Raw genomic sequence first — 22,918 nt, forward strand, 5'->3', positions numbered from 1 at the left:
CTCGTTTGTTCCAGGCCAATGGGCTTACATCGTTTTTCTGGCGCGCAATCATATACTACCGGCGGTGAAAATTATACCGCCTCCGGTGCCAGCAACTGTCGCTGCTGTGGCAGTCGGCTCAGGTCAAACTGGGTCACGGCCCAGTGAAGCTGCTCGGCCACCGGCGCCGCCGTCAGTTCGGTCGGCAACGGGTGGCGCAGAAACGCCAGGCACCGGGCCAGGGTGGCACTGCGATTTGACGCTTCGATGGCACGGGCGTGATTCTGTTTCGACAGCTTGTTGCCATTGGGCTGTACTGCCAAGGGCAGATGCAGAAACGTCGGCGCCTGCCAGCCCAGCTGCTGGTACAGCGACAGTTGTCGCACCGTTGCCTCCAGCAGGTCGTTGCCCCGCACCACCTCGGTTACCCCTTGATCATGGTCATCCAGCACCACAGCCAACTGGTAAGCATAGAGGCCGTCTCGCCTTTTTAGGATAAAGTCTTCCTGGGCGAAGGCCGGCTCGGTGTGGATGGGGCCCAGCAGGGCATCGTCAAACTGGCTTACGCCGGGCAGATTACGCAGTCGCAGTGCGGTGCCTTCGGCGGGCAGCTGGCGTGCTCGGCAGTGGCCATCGTAGACCCCACCAATCGCCTTGATCCGCTTGCGGGTGCAGTCGCAGCGGTAGGCCAGGCCCTGGTCCTGAAGCTCGGCCAGCACCTGCTCATAGCGGTCGTGGCGCTGGCTTTGGAACAGCACCTCGCCGTCCCAGTGCAGACCGTAGTCGTCGAGCTGACGCAGGATGGTGTCGGCGGCGCCGGCCACCTCACGGGGGGGATCCAGGTCCTCCATCCGGACCAGCCAGCGGCCGCCCTGATGGCGGGCACGCAGGTAGCTGCCTACGGCGGCCACCAGTGAGCCAAAGTGCAGTGGCCCGGAGGGGGAGGGGGCAAAGCGCCCGATATAGTCAGACATGGTGTTTCAAGGCTGGGATCAAAAACGGGAGGCCAAGCCTCCCGTTTCGCTGAGGGGGCCTTAGCCCACCATCTGCTTCTCTTTAATCTCGGCCAGCGTCTTGCAGTCGATGCAGAGATCGGCGGTCGGTCGGGCTTCCAGACGGCGGATGCCGATCTCGATGCCGCAAGAGTCACAGAAGCCGAAGTCGTCTTCCTGCACCTTGATCAAGGTCTTTTCGATCTTCTTGATCAGCTTGCGCTCACGGTCACGAGTGCGCAGCTCCAGGCTGAACTCTTCTTCCTGGGCAGCACGGTCAACCGGGTCCGGGAAGTTGGCAGCCTCGTCCTGCATGTGGTGCAGGGTACGATCAACTTCTTCACGCAACTGGTTGCGCCACGCTTCCAGGATGGTTTTGAAGTGAGCCAGTTGCTTCTCGTTCATGTACTCCTCACCAGGGGCTTCCCGGTAAGGCTCCACGTTGGCGTAGGCCAATACGCCGATTTTCTTGGTCTTGCCCTGCGGCATCAGGCGTCTCCTGTTACTAGTTACGAGAGGCAATCCTCTGATTGGGGCGGTATCTATATCAGATGGATCTCGTTTACGCAATTCCCTGCGAACCAGATTGCTAGCTAGAACCAATCAATTGAGCGGTATATCACGCTAAATAAACTCACGCAAGTGAGAGCAAATGGTCTAAACATTGACCGCGAGGGGTGCTAGGGCCTGAACCCCATGCGTATCGCAGTCACAGGCGAGGGCATAAAATTCCACCCCGGCGGCCTTGGCATCGCGGCACAGTTGGGCATAGGCCGGGTCGATGTGTTCCGCCGGTGCGACCCGCTCGATCCCGGTGTGGGGCACCACAAACAAGATGGCGGCCCGGTGACCCTGCTGCACCATCGCCATCAACTCCCGCAGATGCTTCTGTCCCCGCAGGGTAACGGCATCGGGAAAGTAGCCCTGACCCTCTTCGCCCAGCAGGGTGACGTTCTTCACCTCGACGTAGCAGTCCGCCTTACCCTCGGCGCTGAGCAGCAGATCGATACGGCTGTTCTCTTCGCCGTAGCGGACCTCTCGGCGGATCTGCGGGTAATTAGCCAGCGGCGCCAGCAGGCCCGCCTCGATCCCCTCCTGGGCCAGGGCGTTTGCGCGACCGGTGTTGACCATGATGCGGTGGCCGGCGTCGGACTCCACCCACTCCCAGGTGCAGGGGTATTTGCGCTTGGGGTTTTGCGAGTCGGAGTACCAGACGGTCCAGCCCGGACCGGCGCAGCCGGTCATGGCTCCGGTGTTGGGGCAGTGCAGGGTGAACTCCTGGTCCTGGTCGTCGATGACATCGGCCAGGAAGCGTTTGTAGCGCTTGATCAGGCGAGCGGATTGCAACGGAGTGGAAAACTTCATAAACACCTTATGTAGCCGCAGGTGAAACGGTCGCTGCGGATTTGCGATGAAATGGTAAACTGGCGCGCGGAATCGTTTCTGAACCCCGTCCAAGGCGACGGGCTCGGCAACCATAAGAACAGTACGTTACAGCGACGGACAAAAAAAAGGAAAGGACAATGACCAGCCGAATCAATGTGCTTCTGAGCGATCAGAGCATCCCCGCGCACTGGGGCAAGAGCAACATCAGCTTTGCCGGTGACAGCGTCACCATCCACCTGGCGGACAGCCCGGATGCCGCCCGTGCCGTGCAGGCAGCGGCACGCAAGCTGACCAACCAGGGGATCCGCGACGTGGCCCTGGCCGGTGAGGGTTGGACCGAGGCGCTGCAGTGGCGCTTTGCCAGTGGCTTCGGTGAGGCGCTGGAGCCGGGCACCATTGAGTGGAATGGCGCAGGCGATCAGCTGGAAGCGCAGCGCGATGCCGCCTTGTGGCTGAAGTCCCTGACCCACGCCAGCCCCGAGGCGTTGAGCCCCGAGGTGCTGGCGGACGAGGTGGCCGAGCGCTTGACCGCCCTGGCGCCGGAGAAGATCACCTCCCGTCGTATCGTTGGTGAAGCGCTGCTGGCCGCCGGCTGGGTGGGGATCCATGGCGTTGGCCGCGGCTCCGACCGTCCGCCGGTGATGCTGGAGCTGGACTACAACCCCACCGGTGACACTAATGCGCCGGTGTCCGTGGCCCTGGTGGGCAAGGGGATCACCTTTGACTCCGGCGGTTACTCCATCAAGCCCTCCACCGGCATGGTGACCATGAAGTGCGATATGGGCGGTGCGGCCACCGTGGCAGCGGCGCTGAAACTGGCGATCCGTCGTGGCCTGGATAAGCGGGTCAAGCTCTACCTGTGCTGCGCTGAGAACCTGGTTTCCGGCCACGCCTACAAGCTGGGTGACATCCTCCACTACAAGAACGGCACCAGCGTCGAGATCGTCAACACCGATGCCGAGGGGCGCCTGGTGCTGGCGGATGGCCTGATCGCCGCCAACGAAGCGGGCGCTGAGCGCATCATCGATGCCGCCACCCTGACCGGCGCGGCTATGGTGGCCCTGGGCAGCGACTACAACGCGCTGTTCTGTGGTGACGATGCCGTCGCTGCCGAGGCCCTGACCGCCGCTGCCAAGGCGGACGAAGGCCTGTGGCGCCTGCCGCTGGCGCCGATCCACGCCGATAAGTGCCCCTCGGTGTTTGCCGATACCGCCAACTCAGTGGCACAGAAAGGTGGCGGTGGCGGCGGTGCCTCCAACGCCGCTGGCTTCCTCAGCCGCTTTGCCGGTACCCCGCCCAAGGGCTGGATCCACCTGGATCTGGCGGGCAGCTACGTCGGTGGCAATGGCCAGAACCACGAAGGGGCCACCGCTCTGGGTCTGCTGACCGTGACCGAACTGCTGATGCAGGCGTAAGCCGCATTTAGGTAAAGAAAAAGCCCCAAGGCGCAAACCTTGGGGCTTTTTTGTGTCAGGCAAATTAGGAAAACATACGAACCGGAGCGTGGCTCGCTGGAGCTCAGCTACTGTCGAACAGGAAAGTTTGCACATCTGGTCGAGACAAAGATCGCCAAATGTTCTGAGAGGATTCAGAACATATAGCTAGCTCTCAGGTCAATTGGCCTGCGTTCGATCATCAGCCTACCTTTAGGTGCTTTGTTCAGTGCGGAGGAGGGTTTCTTGGCGTTGCTGTGATGCGTGACGATGGGCACTCTGCCGGCACCGTGAAACAACGATTGGTTGGGGGTGTAGCGTGTTGCTTCTGGTGCGGACTCGCCGGTCTCCAGCGACATGATCACTAGATATCTTGCTTCCGGGAGAGGGGTGACTGCTGCCCTAAGATGAGACCGTTCCATCAGGGAACCGCCAAAGTGTTTCATCTGCAGTGAATAAGCATGTATCAACTGGCGATCAGCATTGAGCTCAAACAGCACAGGATCGAAATACTGGCGCTTATGTAGTCCACGGACGTAGCTCTTCAGCATGAAATAGTGATCGGTCATATCCGGCAATTCCATTGCCACGGCATAGCTTCGCTCTCCCTCGTATTCGTACACGGAGAGACCGGGCCCCATCTCTAGCTTTAACGCCTTTGTGAAGTCTGGCTGCAGCATAGTGAGTTCGGCGAAATGGGAGCAGCATACAGGTTCAGCCATAAGTGCATGGCGCTGCTGTTCAGGTGGAGTGGCGCAGCCGGTCAGCACAATCAGGGCAGCAGCTAGCAGAGCGTTGTATTTCATGAGAGGTCCATCTATCCATAGTTTTGGACAGGCTAACAACCCTCATACATCAGGATGGGGATACGGATACAGGTGGATGGGTAACTGTGACTTGAGGCTCGAATGAGGTTTGGTTGCGCCACCTTCCTCGGCCTATTTGTGCCTGACGGCTCAGGCTCGCTCAGGGCAGCGGCAAGCTGGCCTGGTGCGGTACCTGGGTCTGCAGGGTCAGGCTGTCGTCACCGGACTGGGTTACCTGGAACTGACCGCCCTGGTGGGACAGCTGCGTCACCAGTAGCTGTTTCTGATTGAGGCGCTGGAACCAGTAGGGCGCCAGCGAGCACTGGGCTGAGCCGGTGGCGATGTCCTCGTCGATGCCGATCTTCGGGGCAAAGTAGCGCAGCAGGTAGCCGTCGCTGCCATTGCCATTGCCGTTGGCGGCGACGGTGAGGATCAGAGCATGCTGTGGTACCTGGGAGACCAGCCAGGCGAGATCCGGCGCGGCGGTACGCAGTTGGGCTTCGTCCTCCAACACCAGCACCAGATCCCGGGTGGTGAAGGCTTCGCGAGGCGTGACGCCGATACCGGGCATTGCTGGGGGCGAAATCGGCTTTCCATTCCAGGCGGGCAAAACCAGGCTGAAGCCGCCCTGCTGGTAGGACACCGCCAGGTCACCATGGGCGCTGGTGAAGGCCATCTCGGTCAGGTCCCAGCGGCGATGGATGTCTGCCGCTACCGCAAGGCTGCCATGGCCACACAGGTTGATCTCCGCCTGTTGAGAGAACCAACGCAGGGCAAAGGCTTCCCCTTCACGGCGATAGAAGGTGGTGACCGGCTGCGCCAGGGCACGGCTGATCGCCTGCATCTGGGCCTGGCTGGGCCAGCTGTCGACCGCCACCACGGCGGCAGGGTTGCCCTGGGCGCTGGGGCCAGCGAAGGGGTGATAAAGCTCAGCCTGCATTCAGAACTCCCAATGCTTAAGTCGATGGTACTCCACCCCGCCGGGGCCGTTTTCCGATAGCATCAGCTCGATCCGGTGTTGGCTTGGGGGCAAGGTAGTGTAGCAAGATCAGAGTTTGGGATAAGTCATCGCCTCGGGCGATATCAAGCTCTTGGCCGCTGGATCGCAGCCTAAGCGATCCTGTTTGATGACGACAGCGGCGACGCACATTCCTCTGTGAGGCGCGCCGCTGTCGCTTGTCGGGTTAGTCTTCCGGGTACAGGGCGTCGAAGGGCTGGCCCGGTGGGTTGTGCGGGCTGTACATGGTGCGCAGTACCCGCTCGGCGTTGGCATCAAAGGCGGCACCATCGCCAAAGCCTTGGAAGTGATTGCCCATCCCCAGGGCATGGCCCAGCTCGTGCAGGGTGACCTCGTCATCAGCGATGATTGTACAGCCCTCCCCCGGGATCTCGGCGCCGCTGTCGATGTTGATCCAGGTGAACTCGTCTGGAACGTTGCGCAGCAGGCCCTGATTGCGGTCAGCCAGGTAGCTGACCAAGTTGCTCATGTTGGGGCCTTTGGAGACCGTGCCGGAGGAGCAATTGCCTGGACTGGTGCCTTGGCTCCAGATAAAGCCCCACTCCGTCGGCAGGTGGCTGTAGTCGATAGGCTCCCACCATTCGCCGAGTTCCAGTTCAATCACGCCGCCGCTGCGGTCGAACATTGGGTAGCCGACAATGGCTTCGGCGCGGTCCATCGCTTTGGCAAAGCGCGGATCTTCGCTGCCGAGGTAGTAGACGGGGATCAGCTCGCCCTGGATAAAGCGGGTCAGGCCCGGGTGTTCGGGGGCCGGAGACTTGTCCTCAAAGCAGTACTGCCCTTTGCAGTAGCCGTGCTCATGATCCCAATCGCCCCAGGCGTAGCCCGAGTTGGCGGTGCAGTAACTGTCCGGCTGGCTGGGTTTACCCAGCCGCAGGTTGGAGCACTTGATGGTGTCAAACAGCTGTTGATTGGACCAGGAGTTGTCGGTATCGCTGTCGCTACCACAGCCGATCAATAGGGTGGCACAGGCCACAGTTAGAGCAGATAACCGCATCATATAAATCCTTTACGTTAAAAAAGTGAACTGGCTACTTCGTTCCGTCATGACCCTTTTTCTGCCCTCGAGCGCTCATTTGCAGATCGCGCTCCGAATGCAATTCAGCGCGTGGAGCTGCGCGTGACGCTGAAGGTGCAGGGTTTCGCTCACCAATGGGTTCACAACAGGTCAAAGGCAGCCTGCGCTGCCCCATCACAATTCATTTGAGTTTGCCCAGCACCAGAGACACGGTGTATGGCTCTTTTTCCCAGGTACAAAGCCGCTGTCAAAACTGGGGTTAAGACTCGAGGTATAGGATGGGGATCATTGCTGACGGTGATTGGCGCGAGGTGCTGAGGCTTGGCTCCTAAAGTACTCTGCCCACATTGGTTTTGTGGCTTCGAGGGTACTCATGATTGTCCTCGGCGGTAGAGTCAATATCTGACATTTCGCCGAATGAGTCCGTCCGTGCCACGGGAATTTTGAACGCCTTACCGGCGGGGGGGCGGGCAAACTGGGCATAAAGAGGGGGGCGAAAAGGACCAATAGCGGGGAACCTGGCTTATCGCTGCCTTCAACGACCTGGGTGTGAATGGCTCAGTCATTCAATAGCCCGGATGGCCCAGGTTTAGGCCCAATGCTTGAGTCGATGGTACTCCACCCCGCCGGGGCCGTTTTCCGATAGCATCAGTTCGACGCTATGGCAGGGCAGGATGATGGGCGGCTCCAGTTGCTCAGGCAGCTCGGGCAGCAGTGCCGAGGCGCCGCGGAACAGGGTAATGTGGGGGCGAAACGCCTGACGGCTGGCGTGCAGGCCGTGATGGGCGGCGTCCTGCTGCAGGGCACTGGCTAGCTGGCCAAGGGCGATGGGGGTGCGGCGTGCACCCAGGGCCAGGACCCCGGGCTTGGCCCAGTAGTGCAGGGTATCCAGCGATAGCTGCAGATCTGGCGGCACCAGCTCAGCCCAGCGCTCCAGCAAGCTGGCCTTTTGACTGGCGGTGACGTTGCCCAGAAAGGCCAGGGTGAGATGGAAGTTGGCGGCTGGCACCGGTCGCCCGCGCACGCCGGCCTGGGCCAGCGCACTTTGCTGACGCAGCAGCGCCAGCTGGGTGACGCGGGGGACCGGCACGGAGAAAAACAGTCGTTGGGCCATGGGCACCTCATGCTGGGGTTAGGTCACCGGGATCTGTCTGCGACCGGCGCAAGATCAAAGCCTCGGGTGTGCTGGCTGACGGCGGCGAGCAGGACAAGTACACTGTGGACCGATTTTTCTTCGATTGGAGCCTGAGCCCCGTTGTCCAACCTGCCTATCGCCGCCCTGTTCGGTTCGATCCGAACCGCACTGCAGCAACATAACCAGCTGATTTTACAGGCTCCAACCGGGGCAGGGAAGTCAACGGCCCTGCCTTTGGCGCTGCTGGAGTGGCCGGAGCTGCAGGGCAAGATCCTGCTGCTGGAGCCCCGGCGCCTGGCGGCGCGGATGATAGCCCGTTACCTGGCCAGTCAGCTGGGGGAGAAGGTCGGTCAAACCGTCGGCCTGCGGGTGCGGGGAGAAACCCAGGTCTCCAGCCAGACTCGGATCGAGGTGGTGACCGAAGGGGTGCTGACCCGGCTGATCCAGGCGGATCCTGAGCTGGAAGGGGTGGGGCTGATCCTGTTTGACGAGGTGCATGAGCGTCACCTGGCCACGGATCTGGCCCTGGCCCTGGCGCTGGAGGTGCAGGGTGGGCTGCGGGAGGATCTACGACTGATGCTGATGTCCGCCACCCTGGAAGGGCAGCCGCTGCAGCAGCTGATGCCCCAGGCACCGCTGCTGGAGAGCGAGGGGCGCAGCTACCCGGTCAGCGTCGAGTATGTCGCGGTGGCCACCCACCAGCGCTGGCTCAATGAGCTGGTGGCCCAGGTACGACGGCAGCTGGCCAGCCAGGAGGGCAACCTGCTGGTGTTCCTGCCCGGGATGGCGGAGATCCGCCGCGCTGCCGAGCAACTGCAGGATGGCCTGCCAAGCAATGTGCGGGTCTGCCCGCTCTATGGCCAGTTGGCTCCAGCGGAGCAGGATGCCGCGGTACAGCCCCCATCGGCGGGTCATCGTAAGGTGGTGCTGGCCACCAACATCGCCGAGTCCAGTTTGACCATCGAGGGGATCACCGTGGTGGTGGACGCCGGCTGGCAGCGCCGGGCCGGTTTCAACCTGCGTACCGGTCAAACCCGGTTGGAGACCGCTCGCATCAGTCGCGCCGCGGCGGCCCAGCGCGCCGGCCGTGCCGGGCGCTTGATGCCGGGTCATTGCGTCCGGCTGTGGAGCGAGGCGATGCAGCAGGGGCTGGCCGAGGCGGAGACGCCGGAGATCCTGCGGGCGGACCTAACCTCGCTGGTGCTGGAGCTGGCGGCCTGGGGCAGCGACCCGGAGGAGCTGGCCTGGTTAAACCCACCCACCGAGCTGGCACTGCAGCGCGCCCGTGATGTGCTGCGTCAGCTGGGCCTGTTGGATCAGCATGACAGTCTGACCCGGCTGGGGCGGCGGGTGCATGAGCTCGGCGCCGATCCGCGCCAGGGACTTATGCTGGTGCGGGCCGCTGAGCTGGAGGCCGACAACCCGGGCGCTTTGCAGCTGGCCTGTCTGCTGGCGGCGCTGATCGAAGAGGGTGACCCACTGAAGGGGCGGGACCTGGGGGCCGATCTCGGTCGTCGCCTAAGTGCTGCGGCCCAGGGTCGTCACGGCCAGATGGCGCAAAAGTGGTTCCGCCAACTGGGCCGCGGCGCGCGCAAACAGCCGGCCCATCATGAGCTGGCGGGTCTGCTGCTGGCGCTGGCCTACCCGGACCGGGTGGCGCAGTGTCGTGATAACGGCGCCCGCTACCAGTTGGCCAATGGCAGTGGCGCCACCTTGCTGGAGCAGGACCCGCTGCTGGGTAGCCCCTACCTGGTGGTGGCCAGCATGAACGAACGGGTCGGCCAGGGGGATGCGCTCATTCACCTGGCGGCGGAGCTGGATCCCGCGACGCTGCAGGCCCAAGCCCCCCATCTGTTTGTTAGCGAGCGTCACGCCCAGTTTGACCGCAAAAGCGGGGTGCTGCGGGCGGAGCAGCGGCTCTGTCTCGGCGCCCTGGTGATCCGTCGGTCAGCGCTGACGGATCTGGAGCCGGAGGACCACCGCCGCGCCCTGCTGGCGGAGATCCGCCGCCGTGGTTTGGACAGCCTGCCCTGGAGCGACCGGGCCCAGACCCTCTGCGCCCGGGTGGCCCTGGCCCGCCAGTACCTCTGCCAGGAGGCCTGGCCGGATCTGGGCCCGGAGGCCTTGCTGGCCAACCTGGAGCAGTGGCTGGCCCCCTACCTGGACGGCATGACCCGCTTTGCCGCGCTGGCCAAGCTGGATCTTTACACCCTGCTGCGCAACCAGGTGCCCTGGTCGCTGCATAGCCTGTTGGACGAGGAGCTACCGGAGCGGCTGACTGTTCCCACCGGTAGCGAGGTGCGATTGCACTACCGCGCCGACGGCGTCAGACTGGCGGTACGAGTGCAGGAGATCTATGGCCAGAGCGACACCCCCAGACTGGCCCGGGGCCTACTGCCGGTGACCCTGGAGCTGTTGTCACCGGCCCGGCGTCCGCTGCAGATCACCGAGGATCTGGCCGCCTTCTGGGCGGGATCCTGGCACGAGGTGAAGAAGGAGATGCGGGGCCGTTACCCCAAGCACCTGTGGCCGGACGATCCAGCCAACACCCAGCCCACCAAGCGCACTAAGAAATTCAGTTAAAGACAGAATCCTATGGCAGAAAAGAAAAAGGCTGCGGCACCGCGGCGGCGGAAAAAGGCGGCCTCCAAACGCGGGGCGGCCAAAGCGACCCCCTGGTGGCGTCGCCTGCTGTTGACCGGCGTTAAGCTGGGGCTGGTGGCCCTGACCCTGGTGGTGGCCTATGGCATCTACCTGGACGTGCGGATCGCGCAGAAATTCGAGGGGCAGAAGTTCTTCCTGCCAGCCCAGGTGTTTGCCCGACCGATGGCGATCTACCCCGGCGCCCCCATCACCCACAGCCAGCTCAAGCAGGAGCTGGCGCTGCTGGGCTACCGCAATACCGGCCGCGCCGCCGCTGAGGGTGAGTTTGCCGTCGCGGTAAACCGCATCGAGGTGTACCGCCGTGCCTTCGAGGGCCCCAATGGCCCCGAGAGTCCGGTTAAGGTGATGATCCACTTCGAGCAGAACCGGGTGGCCCGACTGACCCGCACCCAGGATGACCGGCCGCTGGGCTTTGTTCAGCTCGAGCCGCTGCTGCTGGATCGGATCCTGGTGGGTGAAACCGAGGATCGACTCTTTGTGCCGCGCCAGGAGATCCCTGAGGCGCTGGTACAGGCGCTGCTGCGCACCGAGGACCAGGCCTTCTACGACCATCATGGCGTCTCTCTGACCGGCATCGCCCGGGCGGCGGTGGTGAATTTCAAAGCCGGCCGTACCGTTCAGGGGGGCAGTACCCTGACCCAGCAGTTGGCCAAGAACTTCTTCCTGACCCGGGATCGCACTCTGGTGCGCAAGGCCAACGAGGCGCTGATGGCGCTGATCATCGATTTCCGTTACCCCAAGGATGAGATCCTCGAGGCCTACCTTAACGAGGTCTACATGGGCCAGGATGGCAACATCGCCGTGCACGGGGTGGGCCTGGCCGCCTGGCACTATTTTGGTACCCCGCTGGATGAGCTGAACCTGGCCCAGCAGGCGCTGCTGGTGGCGATGATTAAGGGCCCCAGCTACTACAACCCCTGGCGCCATCCGGACCGGGCCATGGCCCGCCGTGACCTGGTGCTCAAGCTGATGCTGGAGGAGGGACTGATCTCCCGCCACCAGTACCAGCAGAACGTCAGCCTGGATCTGGCCCTGCGGGATCCCAACTGGCGTCAGCGTCACAAGCTGCCGGGCTTCCGCAGTCTGATGCAACGCGAACTGGCGGAGCGCTTTGGCGACAACGTGCTGAACCAGTCCGGCCTGCGGGTCTACACCACCCTGGATCCGCTGGCCCAGCAGGCCGCGGAGAAGGCGGTTAAGCAGGGGATGAAGGAGCTGAGCCGCAACCGTAAGGATGACCAGTTGCAGGCGGCTATGGTGGTGGTGGATCGCTACCAGGGCGGTGTGCTGGCGGTGGTGGCAGACAAAGACCCCAACTTCCGCGGCTTCAACCGGGCACTGGACATGCGCCGCCCGGTGGGCTCGCTGCTCAAGCCCCACGTGTTCCTGACCGCCTTGGCGGCGCCAGAGCAGTACCACCTGATGACGCCGCTCAAAGATGAGCCGATCACCATGAAAAGCGGCAGCGGTCAGCTGTGGGAGCCGCAAAACGTGGACAAAGCGTTCCGCGGCGAAGTGACCCTGCAGGAGGCACTGATCAAGTCCTATAACGTGCCCACGGTGAACCTGGGGATGTCGGTGGGGCTGGATGCGGTGATCTCCACCCTGTACAAATCCGGCTGGACCGATCGGCTGCGCAGCAACCCGGCGCTGCTGCTGGGGGCACTGGATGCCAGCCCGCTGCAGATGGCCCAGCTCTACCAGACCCTGGCGGACGGCGGTCGCTACCGCGAGCTGTACGCCATTGGCCATGTGCTCAACAAGGCCGGTGAGCGCCTGGTGGAGCAAAGCCCGCCGTCGGAGCAGGTGCTGTCACCCTCCGCCGCCTGGCTGGTCAACCACACCCTGACCCAGGTGGTGGAGCAGGGCACCGCGGTGCGGCTGGGCCGACAGTACCCGGGGATCACCCTGGCGGGGAAAACCGGCACCACCAGCCAGGGTCGCGACGCCTGGTACGCCGGCTTTGATGACCGCGATGTGGTGGTGACCTGGGTGGGCCGAGACGACAACAGCGCGGCGGGCCTCTATGGCAGCTCCGCCGCTCTGCCGCTGTATCAGCATTACCTCAGTGAGCGGGAGCCGCTCTCGCTGGTACTGACCCGCCCGGCGGAGATCCTGCAGGGCCATTTCCTGGCGGATGGCTCGCCGGTAGCGGCCCGCTGTCGTGAGGCCCAGGCAGTACCGGCGGATCAAGCCAGCTGGCCGGCCCCCTCCGGCTGTGGCCACACCCAGATGGCGGACCAGGAGCCGGGCGAGCGTAACTGGCTGGAACGCCTGTTCGGGCTGTAATTCAACGGAGCAACGCAGCAGTCAATGAATCGAAAGAAGCGACCCACCCTACAGGACGTGGCAGACCAGGTCGGCCTGACCAAGATGACCGTCAGCCGCTACCTGCGTGAGCCCTCGCGGGTTTCCGAGCAGACCGGTGCCCGCATTGCCGAGGCGTTGGAGACCCTGGGGTACATCCCCAATCGGGCCCCGGACATCCTCTCTAATGCCAAGAGTCGGGCCATCGGCGTGCTGGTGCCTTCGCTGACCAACCAGGTGTTTGCCGAGGTGATCCGCGGCATCGAATCGGTGACCGCCCCGGCCGGCTACCAGACCATGCTGGCCCACTACGGCTATGACGCCGAGGTGGAGCAGGAGCGGATCACCGCGCTGCTCTCCTACCATGTGGATGCCCTGCTGCTGTCCGAATCGGAGCACAGCGAGCGTACCCTGCGGATGGTGGAAACCGCCGGGATCCCGGTGGTGGAGATGATGGATGTGGTGGCTGAGCCTATCCAGCAGTCCGTCGGCGTGGATAACGAAGCGGCGGCCTACGCCATGGTGTCGGCGATGATCGCCAAGGGCTATCGCCATATCGTTTACCTGGGGGCGCGGATGGACCGACGCACCCGGCTGCGTCAGCAGGGCTACGAAGCCGCCATGGCCGCCCATGGGCTACAGGCGGCTACTGTCGCCACCCCGCAGCCCTCCAACTTCAGCCTGGGTGCCCAGCTGCTGGACCAGGCGCTGGCGCGCTATCCTCAGATGGATGCGGTGTTCTGCACCAACGATGACCTGGCCGCCGGGGTGGTGTTTGAGTGCCAGCGTCGCGGTATGGCGGTACCGGGTCAGCTGGGGGTCGCCGGCTTTCATGGCCTCGATTTTGGCCAGGCGATGTCGCCACAGCTGGCCACGGTGATGACCCCCCGCTTCGACATCGGTGCCCGTGCCGCCCAGCGGGTTCTGGCCCAGTTGGACCAGGACGCACCGGTGGGCGAAAACGAAGTCCTGCCCTACCAATTGGCGCTGACCGGCAGCCTGTAACGGGGCCGGTCACGGTTTCGCCAGGGTTGCATTTACAGTGGCGGAAGTTACCCGTAACATTGCGTTGTAAGGCACCGCAGATGTGCCACGACAGGTTCGATAACGGGAGACGATAATGGCTCAGCCAGACGCAGGCACTAGCTTGATCATCATGGGGGTATCCAGCACCGGGAAATCCGTGGTGGGCGCTCAACTGGCCACCCAGCTGGGGGCCAAGTTCATCGACGGCGATGATCTTCATCCCAAGGCCAACATCCTCAAGATGGCCTCTGGTCAAGCCCTGAACGACGACGACCGTGCTCCCTGGCTGGAGCGGATCCGCGATGTGGTGTTCTCGGTGGAGCAAAAGAACGAGGTCGCCGTGGTGGTGTGCTCCGCGCTAAAGCGGGCCTACCGGGACCAGATCCGCGAAGGCAACGGCCAGGTGCGCTTTTTGCACCTGCACGGTGACTTTGAGCTGATCGCCCAGCGGATGCAGGCACGCAAGGGCCACTTTATGCCGCTGTCGCTGCTTGAGAATCAGTACAACACCCTGGAGCTGCCCGGCGCGGAGGAGGCGGATGTGACCGCCATCGGCGTTGAGGTGCCACTGGCGCAGGTGGTGAAGCGCTGTGTCGATGCCGTGCGTTAAGCCCTGACCCAATTCCAAACAAAAAAACCGTGGCATGCCACGGTTTTTTTGTGTTTTAAAGCGCATTCCCCCTAACGAGGTTATGGCGCAAGCTTCATCCTGACCGCATTGGCCGACTGCCGTGAAGAGTACGATGCGTGCGATCACGCATCATGGAAGGGGTGTAGCCGTGTCAGGGACGCGAGCCGGTGCAGGCGACCAAAGCCGTACACCTTTTTTGCTCCTGTCGGTGCGATGCTGTTCAGTCAGCAACAAAAAACCGGCGTAAGGCCGGCTTTTTCTGGATGTGAGAATGGCTTAAATAAACCAGCTCAGGATCCACACCATCAGGAAGGCGATGGTGCCCAGCAGGGTCTCCATCACGGTCCAGGTCTTCAGGGTGGTTTTCTCATCCATCTCCAGGAAGCGGCTGACCAGCCAGAAGCCGGAGTCGTTGAAGTGAGACAGCACGGTGGCACCACCGGCGATGGCGATCACGATGAAGCACAGGTGTAGCTGGCTCAGCTCCGGCATGCCCAGAACAATGGGAGACAACAGTGCTGCAGTGGTGGTCAGGGCTACGGTGGCAGAGCCCTGGGCCACACGGAGGATGGTGGCGATCAGGAAGGCCGCGACGATGATGGGCATGCCCGTATCGGACAACACGTTGGCCAGTGCTTCACCGATACCGGAAGCGCGCAGAACACCACCAAACATACCACCGGCACCGGTCACCAGGATGATGCCGCAGATCGGCGCCAGGGCGTCCCCGCAGAGCTTTTCCAGACGCTCTTTGCCTTGGGTTTTCGAGAAGTAGGCCAGGCACACCAGCAGGGTGATCAACAGGGCGACCGGGGTCTTACCAAACAGACGCAGGAACTCAACCCAAGTCTGGCTACCATCGATCATACCGGCCACGGCCAGCGTGTTCAGACCGGTGTCCAGGAAGATCAGCAGGATTGGCAGCAACAGGATGCTCATGACGATGCCAAAGCTTGGCAGCTGGTCTTGCGGCACCGGCTTGGCCTTGTCCGCGCCAAAGGCGTTGGGCACTGGCAGATTAAACTTCTCACCGGCCCAAAGACCGAACAGGTAAGCACCGAGGTACCAAGTAGGGATAGCCACCGCCAGGCCGACGAACAGCAGCAGGCCGATGTTGGCACCGAGCAGATCCGCTGCGGCCACGGGGCCCGGGTGCGGCGGCACAAAGCCGTGCATCACGGCGAAGGCACCGGCGGCAGGGAGGGCGTACTTCAGAACCGAGCCGCCAAATTGACGGGCCACGCTGAAGATGATCGGCAGCATCACCATCAGACCGGCGTCAAAGAAGATGGGGAATCCGAATAGCAGCGAGGCAACACCCAGCGCCAATGGAGCGCGTTCTTCACCGAAACGGTTGATCATGGTATCGGCCAGTACCTTGGCACCGCCACTGACCTCCAGAATCACCCCGATCATGGCACCCAGGCCCACCAGCAGAGCAACGCTGGCAAGCGTGCCGCCCAACCCGCCGGACATGGTCGGTAGGATCTGGTCGTAACTGATACCCGTGGCCAAGGCCGTCAGCAGGCTGACCAGGATCAGAGAGACAAAGGCATGGACGCGGAAGCGCATGATCAGCACCAGCAGCAGTGCGATTGCACCGGCGGCGATGGACAGCAGATACGCTACATCAGGAGAGGAAGCCACTTCGTTCATGGGACACCTTATGAGGTCTGAGTAGTGTTCAGATCTGGCTTATGCAGACCTGAAGTGTAGAAACTGGACGGCGCAGCCTAGGGCTGAACCACAATCGGTCTCGGATGATACCCGTAACATTGCCCTATTGGCAGTCTAAAATGACCATTTCGGTGAAAAAGTGGTGTTGGCTGTGAGATGGGCCCCGAATTAGTGCGATTTACTCCCTGGCAGAGCCGGGAGGCTGTGAACCCCTGTGATTTGCCTTTGCTACCCGGTTATCTGCGCTGCAGCCATAGGGTGTGAGCCACAGCACAAAATTCTATGATAGGCTTGTGTGCCACCAGGGTGTGGTTATTATGCATAAAAATTACATAAAGATTCATCGCGAGCGTGCCACATGTCTTCACCTTCTCACTCCACCTCTGCCCAGGCGGTGCCACGGCCGTCACGCTGGCAGGTGCCCGATACCCTGATCATCATCTTTTTCGTTGGCCTGCTGGCCGCGGCGTTGACCTACCTGGTACCGGCAGGCAGCTTCCAAACCCAGGAGATCAGCTACCTGGCCGATGGCGCGGAGAAGACCCGCACCGTGATTGATCCCAGCTCCTTCGCCTACGGGGTGGATGAGAATGGCGAGCGGCTCTACAACCGGGTCGGCCTGTTCGAGGGGGGGGGTGGTGTCGGTCTGCTCAACTTCCCGTTCGAGGGGCTGGTGTCCGGTTCCAAGTGGGGCAGTGCCATCGGCGTGATCATGTTCATGCTGGTGATCGGCGGCGCCTTCGGTGTGGTGATGCGCACCGGCACCATCGACAACGGCATCCTGCGTTTGATCGACAAAACCCAGGGTAACGAGGCGCTGTTCATCCCGGTGATGTTCTCGCTGTTCTCCCTCGGTGGCGCCGTCTTTGGCATGGGGGAGGAGGCGGTGGCCTTTGCCATCATCATCGCCCCGTTGATGATCCGGCTGGGCTACGACGGCATCACCACGGTGATGGTGACCTATGTCGCCACCCAGGTCGGTTTTGCCGCCTCCTGGATGAATCCCTTCTCGGTTGCCGTGGCCCAGGGCGTCGCCGGGGTGCCGGTATTGTCCGGCTCCAGTCTGCGTATCGCCCTGTGGGTGGGCTTCACCCTGGTCGGCATCGGCTTCACCATGTGGTATGCCCGGGGTGTAAAGGCCAAGCCGGAGCGCTCCTACAGCTTCCACAGCGACAAGCACTTCCGTGACCAGCCGGTAACCGCGTTGAAAGACAGCCGCTGGAACCTGGGTGACAGCCTGGTGATGCTGACCGTGCTGCTGACCCTGGTCTGGGTGATCTGGGGTGTGGTCACTCAGGGTTGGTATATCCCGGAGATCGCCTCCCAGTTCTTCACCATGGGCCTGGTCGCCGGCATCATCGGTATCGCCTTCCGCCTCAACGACATGACGGTCAACGACGCCGCTGATGCCTTTAAGGATGGTGCCGGCATTATGCTGCCCGCCGCGCTGCTGGTGGGCTGTGCCAAGGGGATCCTGCTGCTGCTCGGTGGCGCCGATCCCAGCGAAGCCACGGTACTGAACTCCATCCTCAACAGTGCCGCCAACACCATCGGTGGCCTGCCGGAGGTGCTGTCGGCCTGGTTTATGCTGATGTTCCAGTCGGTGTTCAACTTCTTTGTCACCTCCGGCTCCGGTCAGGCGGCCCTGACCATGCCGCTGATGGCACCGCTGGCGGATCTGGTGGGGGTCTCCCGTCAGGTGGCGGTACTAGCGTTCCAGCTCGGTGACGGCTTCACCAACGTGATCGTCCCCACCTCCGCCTCGCTGATGGCCACCCTGGGTGTCTGTCGGGTGGACTGGGCTGACTGGGCGCGCTTCAGCTGGCGATTCGTGCTGCTGCTGATGGCGCTCTCCTCGGTGGCCGTGGTACTGGCACAACTGCTGGGATATCAGTGACAATAGCCGGTGGAGGCGACGCGCCCCACCGCATTTGTCGGCGCCGGGTTTGCCCGGCGCCGACAAACCGCAAATACTGGAAAGCGGGCCACGAGGCCGGCTTTTTTCTTTTTTATAGACTGAGGATGGGATGGCAAAGCGGATTGTCTGCATTGACACCGAACTGAGCTGCTGGGACGACCCGGCGTTTCAGAAATCGCAAACCCTGGAGATATTCCAGTTTGGTCTGGCGTTGATCAACGCCGACACCCTGGAGATTGAGAAGACCGGCAGCTACTACGTCAGCAACACCCGTCATGAGGTGTCCAAGTTCTGTTACCAGCTGACCGGCATCAGCCAATCCACCCTGGATAAACGCGGCATGCCGCTGGATCACGTCACCCATCTGCTCAAGGAGCGCTGGGGTGTGGCGCAGCGGTGGAATGCCCTGGTCACCTGGGGGGACGAACGACGCTGGATGGAGCCGGATTTCGTCGCCAAAGGGGTGGAGTACCCCTTTCATAACGGCCTGCTCAACCTGGCGGACTACTACCGCTTCTGTCACTGCCAGAGCAAGCGAGACCGAGCTTCGCAAAAGGCCGCGGCCGAGCGCTACGGGGTGACCCTGGCGCAGCCGCAGCATAACGCCGAGGCCGACGCCACCACCCTGGCCCGCATCGTGATTGCGATGATCAAGGCCGGCGAGTTGTGGGCGCCTTTGAATGCCAGCGGAGCCGCCGATGTTTGAACTAGCCAAGCTGATAGAGCAGCTGGATCTGGCCGCACTGGCCCCGGGTCGTCATGCCCTGCGCTTCGTGCCCCTGACCATGGGCAATGGCCAGAGCTGGCAGTTGCCGGTGCTGGTGCTCAAAGGCAGCGAGCCGGGCCCCCGGGTCTGGATCGTGGCCGGTACCCACGGTGATGAGCTCAATGGCGTGCTGACTGCCCAGCGGATGGGGCGGGAGCTGAGCCCCGAGGGGATGTCTGGCACCCTGGTGATCCTGCCCAGCCTCAACCTGCCGGGCATGCTGCAGCACAGCCGCGACTTTATTCCCTCGGATCCCGACAGCTCGCCGGTCAATCTTAACCGCCTGTTCCCGGGCAAGGCCGATGGCAGCAGCGCCGAGCGCTACCTCCATGCCATCTGGCAGCGGCTATTGATGGGCAATGCCGACTACGTGCTCGACCTGCATACCCAGACCCGCGGTGCCAGCTACCCGCTCTATGTGTTTGCCGATTACCGCATCGAGGCGGTGCGGGCGATGGCGCTGCAGATCGGCGCCGACGCCATCCTCGACGACCCCGGCGAAGCCGGGGTATTGGAAAGTGAGCTTAACCGGGCCGGGATCCCCTGCATTACCCTGGAGGTGGGCAGTGGCAAGGTGATCGAACCTGAGCTTATCGACCGGGCGGTGACGGGATTGCGCCGGGTGCTCGGCCACCTTGGCCTGATTTCGCCCTGCCCGGCGGCACAGAACCAGCCGGTGGAGGGCACCCAAACCACCACCATTCGGGCGGATCTAGGGGGCATGGCGCTGCCCCAGGTAAGGTTGGGACAGCGTGTGGTCACAGGCGAACTGCTGAGCATTCAATACGACCCCTTCGGCCAGGAGGCACGGCGCTACCATGCCCCTTGTGACGGCTGGGTGTTGAGTCTCAACACCGATCCGCTGCGCGAGCCGGGTACCCTGCTGGCTCGCTTGCTGCACTGAGGGGAGATACCCTTGTTGCCAAAATGTGACGAAAATCCCGTCAGGGAGTGACGGGATTTCCTTGCATTGGTTGCCCACAGGCTGGCGGGAGGGGTAGATTAGGCACATCTAACTTGGGGACTTTCAATGATGTACGAAGATTCCAGCCTGCTGGCGACTCGCATTACTCGCCTGGTGCAGGCGCTTTCCACCGGCGTCTACGAGCGAGACCGTGCCTTCAAGCTGTGCCTGCTGGCAGCACTCACCGGCGAAAGTGTGTTCCTGCTTGGCCCCCCTGGAATCGGTAAGTCTCTGATTGCCCGCCGGATCATGCACGCCTTTGAAGAGGGCAGTGCGTTCGAGTACCTGATGAATCGCTTCTCCACCCCGGAGGAGCTGTTCGGCCCCCTGTCGATCCAGGCACTGAAGGATGAAGGCCGCTACGTGCGCCTGACCGAGGGCTACCTGCCGGAAGCATCGGTGGTGTTCCTGGATGAGATCTGGAAGGCCGGGCCGGCGATCCTCAACACTCTACTGACTGTGGTGAACGAAAAGGTCTACCGCAACGGCAACCAGACCCTGCAGGTGCCGATGCGCCTGCTGATCACCGCCTCCAATGAGCTGCCCGACGGCGACTCCAGCCTGGAGCCCCTCTACGACCGGATGCTGTTGCGGGTCTATGCCGACCGGGTCTCCCAGAAGCAGCATTTTAAGGTGATGGTGGGGGACAGCTCAGACATGTACAGCGATCCTGTGCCGGCCGGGCTGAAGATCACCGAGCAGGAGTACCGCGAGTGGAAGGAGGGGGTTAAGGCCGTCTCCCTGCCGGACTCCTGTTTCGAGAAGATCTACCAGCTTAAGACCTTGGTGGAGGAGCGTCAGGAGGAGCACCCGGAGCTGGATCTCTACGTCTCTGACCGTCGCTGGAAGAAGTCGGTGTCGCTGCTCAAGGCCAGTGCCTTTTTCAATGGCCGGATGACGGTCTCGCCCACCGATATCCTGATCCTGCGCAACTGCTTGTGGCGCGACCTGCCCACCCGGGAGCTGATCCAGACGGTGATGGGGCAGTACGCCAAAGAGGTGGCCTTCGAGCAGAGCGACATGCGTCAGCAGCTGCTGTTCCTCCATGCTGAGCTGGACCGCCTGGCCCACACCCGCGCCGAAGCCCTGATGCCACGCACCGTGAAAACCAGCAGTCTGCGCGGCGAGCGCTACGAGCTGGATCTCAACGAGGCGAACCTGGAGCCCCGCGCTGGGGTAGGGGAGATGGCGGTGTTGCTGCCGCTGCTGGCTCAAACCCCGTTGCACCAGGACCTGGATGAGCCCACCGCCATGGTGCGGGTGGCAGCCACCGAGTTGCAGAAGCTGGTGGCCCACGGGGAAGGCACGGTACCGGGCTTCATCAACGATCATGACACCCAGTCCTACGCCATCAAGCTGGCGCTGGATGCCAACCACCACCTGGTGCTCAAGGATGTGGCTAACCGGGAGATCCCGGTGGCAGCCTTGGGCCCCTGGCCGGTCAGCCGACTGACCCGGCAGGAGTGGGAGGAGCAACTGGCGGCCCTGACCCTGCAGACCGATCAGCTCGAGCAGCAGCTGATGGATCAACGGGCGATGTTCAACCGCACCATGCCCCACAACTTCATCGATACCGACCTGACCGACATGGTCACCGAAAGCCTGGATGACCTGACTGAGCAGATGCATCGGTTGCGTCAAAGCATGGATAGCGCCGAACGCCTGTGGCAAACCATTCAGTGCAGCTATGACGCCCAGTGAGTCCCACTACCCGGATCGCGCCGCCCGGGATCCTGGTCATCAGCAGGCGCTGGGTCATCTGCTTGGCCGCCTGGTCGGTCAGCGTCGCGATGCCCTGCGTGACCAGCTGCAGCAACAGCAGCGCTTTGCCACCCCTGGCCTGGTTCAGGCGCTGGATGAAGAGCTAACCCGCTGGAGTCAGCAGCTGCAGTCGGTGCTCAAGGGCCAGGCGCTGCCGAAGGAGGCCCGGCGCGAGATCAGCTTGTTGGAAACCGCGATGCAGCAGGACGTGGGCCAGTTCCTCGATGAGCTGGATGCGGTACGGCTGCAGCTCAAGGGTCACTCCCCCATGGCCGACGAACTCAACCGCTTTGCCCAGGAAGTCGCGCAGATGCCCAGCTCGCGTCAACCAGACGCGCTGGAGTCCTTGTTGACACAGTGGCAGGTCAGTATTGAACAGCGCTACCTGGCCGACCAGCTAGCGCTGCTGGATAAACAGCGGGAGCAACTGCTGGACGAGCTCTACCGGCGAATGGAGGGCACCGAAGCCCTGGCGGAGCTGATCCCGGTGCACCAGCCCGGCGAAGCGGGGCGACTATGGGACATGGCGGACGTGACCCTGTCCAAGCGCCAGCGCAAGGACCTGGGCAAGCTGGCCCGTTGGCTCAGCCGCCAGGCCCAGATCCAGACCTTGGCTGAGGAGTTGGGACGCATGGCCCAGGCAGCCAACAGCGGCCGTATCCGTCGGGTCAAGGAGCCGGCGACGGCGCGGGAGATCCGCCCCAGCCCCCTGCCGGAAGAGGTGGTGGGGGTGCAGCAGGGCAAAGACCTGGGGCGGCTACTGGCGGTGGCGATGTCGCTGCTCTCCAGCGAGGAGCTGGAGCTACTGTTCTACAAGCAGTTGATCGACTCTCAGCTGCTGGTCTACCAGATGCGTGGCAAACAGCCGGTGCAGGGCAAGGTGAAGAACGTGTTTCGCGCCCGCCCCAGCGAGGCGATGGAGCACGGCGGCCCCTTTATCCTCTGCATCGACACCTCGGCATCGATGCAGGGCTACCCGGAACGCTGCGCTAAGGCGTTGGCCCTGGCGCTGGCTCGCATTGCGGTTCGGGATGGGCGCGATTGCCAGGTGCTGATCTTCTCCACTCAGGTGGTGCAGTTTGACCTGGTGGGCAGCCAGGGGCTGAGCCAATTGCGGGACTTCCTCGGCTACCACTTCCATGGTGGTACCGATCTGGGCCCCTGCATCGATCTGGCCTGCGACAGCCTCTCCAGCTCGGTATTCGCCAACGCCGATGTGCTGATGGTGTCGGACTTTATTGCCCCCCGGATGAAACCAGAGCGTCTGGCCAAGGTGGATGCGGCCCGCCAACGAGGCAGCCGTTTTCATGCCATCCCTCTTTCCCGTCACGGCAACGACGGCCTGTTGGCCCAGTTTGATCGCAGCTGGCCGCTGGATACCGGCCTGGGCAAACACTTCGGTCGCTAACTGAAGAGAATTCGGTGAAAAATGCTGGA

The 22,918-nt window shown here is 62.7% G+C and carries 18 protein-coding genes; 10 read left to right on the plus strand and 8 right to left on the minus strand.

What is annotated here, in order from left to right; translation table 11 throughout:
- Positions 1 to 71: 71 nt before the first annotated feature.
- The 3 genes from gluQRS to sfsA form a co-directional block, all read right to left on the minus strand.
- The gene (gene gluQRS, locus BUC04_RS21350; RefSeq protein WP_067662471.1) at positions 72 to 953 is read right to left on the minus strand and encodes a tRNA glutamyl-Q(34) synthetase GluQRS; all 882 of its coding nucleotides are present in this window, start codon (positions 951 to 953) and stop codon (positions 72 to 74) included.
- A 60-nt stretch (positions 954 to 1,013) separates the two neighbouring features.
- Positions 1,014 to 1,460, minus strand: a complete 447-nt coding sequence (dksA, locus tag BUC04_RS21355) for an RNA polymerase-binding protein DksA (RefSeq protein WP_067662468.1) — start codon at positions 1,458 to 1,460, stop codon at positions 1,014 to 1,016.
- 168 nt (positions 1,461 to 1,628) lie between these two features.
- Positions 1,629 to 2,336, minus strand: a complete 708-nt coding sequence (sfsA, locus tag BUC04_RS21360) for a DNA/RNA nuclease SfsA (RefSeq protein ID WP_067662465.1) — start codon at positions 2,334 to 2,336, stop codon at positions 1,629 to 1,631.
- A gap of 158 nt (positions 2,337 to 2,494) precedes the next feature.
- Here sfsA and pepB point away from each other — a divergent pair, with 158 nt between their 5' ends.
- A complete protein-coding gene (pepB, locus tag BUC04_RS21365; RefSeq protein ID WP_067662462.1) occupies positions 2,495 to 3,772 on the plus strand; it encodes an aminopeptidase PepB in 1,278 nt (425 codons plus the stop codon).
- 173 nt (positions 3,773 to 3,945) lie between these two features.
- Here the strand turns inward: pepB and BUC04_RS21370 are convergent, their stop codons facing one another.
- The 4 genes from BUC04_RS21370 to thpR form a co-directional block, all read right to left on the minus strand.
- Positions 3,946 to 4,596, minus strand: a complete 651-nt coding sequence (locus BUC04_RS21370) for a hypothetical protein (RefSeq protein ID WP_067662459.1) — start codon at positions 4,594 to 4,596, stop codon at positions 3,946 to 3,948.
- 160 nt (positions 4,597 to 4,756) lie between these two features.
- Positions 4,757 to 5,536, minus strand: a complete 780-nt coding sequence (locus BUC04_RS21375; RefSeq protein WP_067662456.1) for a PhzF family phenazine biosynthesis protein — start codon at positions 5,534 to 5,536, stop codon at positions 4,757 to 4,759.
- A gap of 244 nt (positions 5,537 to 5,780) precedes the next feature.
- Positions 5,781 to 6,611 carry a zinc metalloprotease gene (locus BUC04_RS21380; RefSeq protein WP_143165836.1) on the minus strand — a complete coding sequence of 277 codons (831 nt, stop codon included), beginning with the start codon at positions 6,609 to 6,611 and terminating at the stop codon, positions 5,781 to 5,783.
- 610 nt (positions 6,612 to 7,221) lie between these two features.
- A complete protein-coding gene (gene thpR, locus BUC04_RS21385; RefSeq protein WP_067662450.1) occupies positions 7,222 to 7,746 on the minus strand; it encodes an RNA 2',3'-cyclic phosphodiesterase in 525 nt (174 codons plus the stop codon).
- 141 nt (positions 7,747 to 7,887) lie between these two features.
- On the opposite strand from thpR, the gene hrpB reads away from it, so the two are divergent.
- The 4 genes from hrpB to BUC04_RS21405 all read left to right on the plus strand — a co-directional run bounded on the left by hrpB (position 7,888) and on the right by BUC04_RS21405 (position 14,374).
- Positions 7,888 to 10,350, plus strand: coding sequence for an ATP-dependent helicase HrpB (gene hrpB / locus BUC04_RS21390; RefSeq protein WP_067662447.1), 2,463 nt, complete (start codon positions 7,888 to 7,890; stop codon positions 10,348 to 10,350).
- 12 nt (positions 10,351 to 10,362) lie between these two features.
- Positions 10,363 to 12,720, plus strand: coding sequence for a penicillin-binding protein 1B (mrcB, locus tag BUC04_RS21395; RefSeq protein WP_067662444.1), 2,358 nt, complete (start codon positions 10,363 to 10,365; stop codon positions 12,718 to 12,720).
- 24 nt (positions 12,721 to 12,744) lie between these two features.
- A complete protein-coding gene (locus BUC04_RS21400; protein ID WP_067662441.1) occupies positions 12,745 to 13,743 on the plus strand; it encodes a substrate-binding domain-containing protein in 999 nt (332 codons plus the stop codon).
- A 115-nt stretch (positions 13,744 to 13,858) separates the two neighbouring features.
- Entirely contained in the window at positions 13,859 to 14,374 is a 516-nt protein-coding gene (locus BUC04_RS21405) for a gluconokinase (protein WP_067662438.1), read from the plus strand.
- A gap of 297 nt (positions 14,375 to 14,671) precedes the next feature.
- On the opposite strand, the gene BUC04_RS21410 is transcribed toward BUC04_RS21405, so the two are convergent.
- On the minus strand, positions 14,672 to 16,051 hold the full coding sequence (locus tag BUC04_RS21410; RefSeq protein WP_067662435.1) for a GntP family permease: 1,380 nt from the start codon (positions 16,049 to 16,051) through the stop codon (positions 14,672 to 14,674).
- 379 nt (positions 16,052 to 16,430) lie between these two features.
- On the opposite strand from BUC04_RS21410, the gene yfcC reads away from it, so the two are divergent.
- The 5 genes from yfcC (at position 16,431) to BUC04_RS21435 (ending at position 22,889) form a co-directional block, all read left to right on the plus strand.
- On the plus strand, positions 16,431 to 17,969 hold the full coding sequence (yfcC, locus tag BUC04_RS21415) for a putative basic amino acid antiporter YfcC (RefSeq protein ID WP_067662432.1): 1,539 nt from the start codon (positions 16,431 to 16,433) through the stop codon (positions 17,967 to 17,969).
- A 130-nt stretch (positions 17,970 to 18,099) separates the two neighbouring features.
- Positions 18,100 to 18,696, plus strand: coding sequence for a 3'-5' exonuclease (locus BUC04_RS21420; RefSeq protein WP_067662429.1), 597 nt, complete (start codon positions 18,100 to 18,102; stop codon positions 18,694 to 18,696).
- Positions 18,689 to 19,660: a succinylglutamate desuccinylase/aspartoacylase family protein gene (locus BUC04_RS21425; RefSeq protein ID WP_143165837.1), complete on the plus strand. Its 972-nt coding sequence runs from the start codon at positions 18,689 to 18,691 to the stop codon at positions 19,658 to 19,660. The genes BUC04_RS21420 and BUC04_RS21425 overlap by 8 nt, the downstream gene beginning before the upstream one ends.
- 126 nt (positions 19,661 to 19,786) lie before the next feature.
- The gene (locus tag BUC04_RS21430; protein ID WP_067662424.1) at positions 19,787 to 21,421 is read left to right on the plus strand and encodes an ATPase RavA domain-containing protein; all 1,635 of its coding nucleotides are present in this window, start codon (positions 19,787 to 19,789) and stop codon (positions 21,419 to 21,421) included.
- Entirely contained in the window at positions 21,408 to 22,889 is a 1,482-nt protein-coding gene (locus tag BUC04_RS21435) for a VWA domain-containing protein (protein WP_067662421.1), read from the plus strand. The genes BUC04_RS21430 and BUC04_RS21435 overlap by 14 nt, the downstream gene beginning before the upstream one ends.
- The last annotated feature ends 29 nt before the right edge of the window (positions 22,890 to 22,918 follow it).

This window comes from Ferrimonas marina, assembly GCF_900129905.1.
Lineage (GTDB): Bacteria > Pseudomonadota > Gammaproteobacteria > Enterobacterales > Shewanellaceae > Ferrimonas > Ferrimonas marina.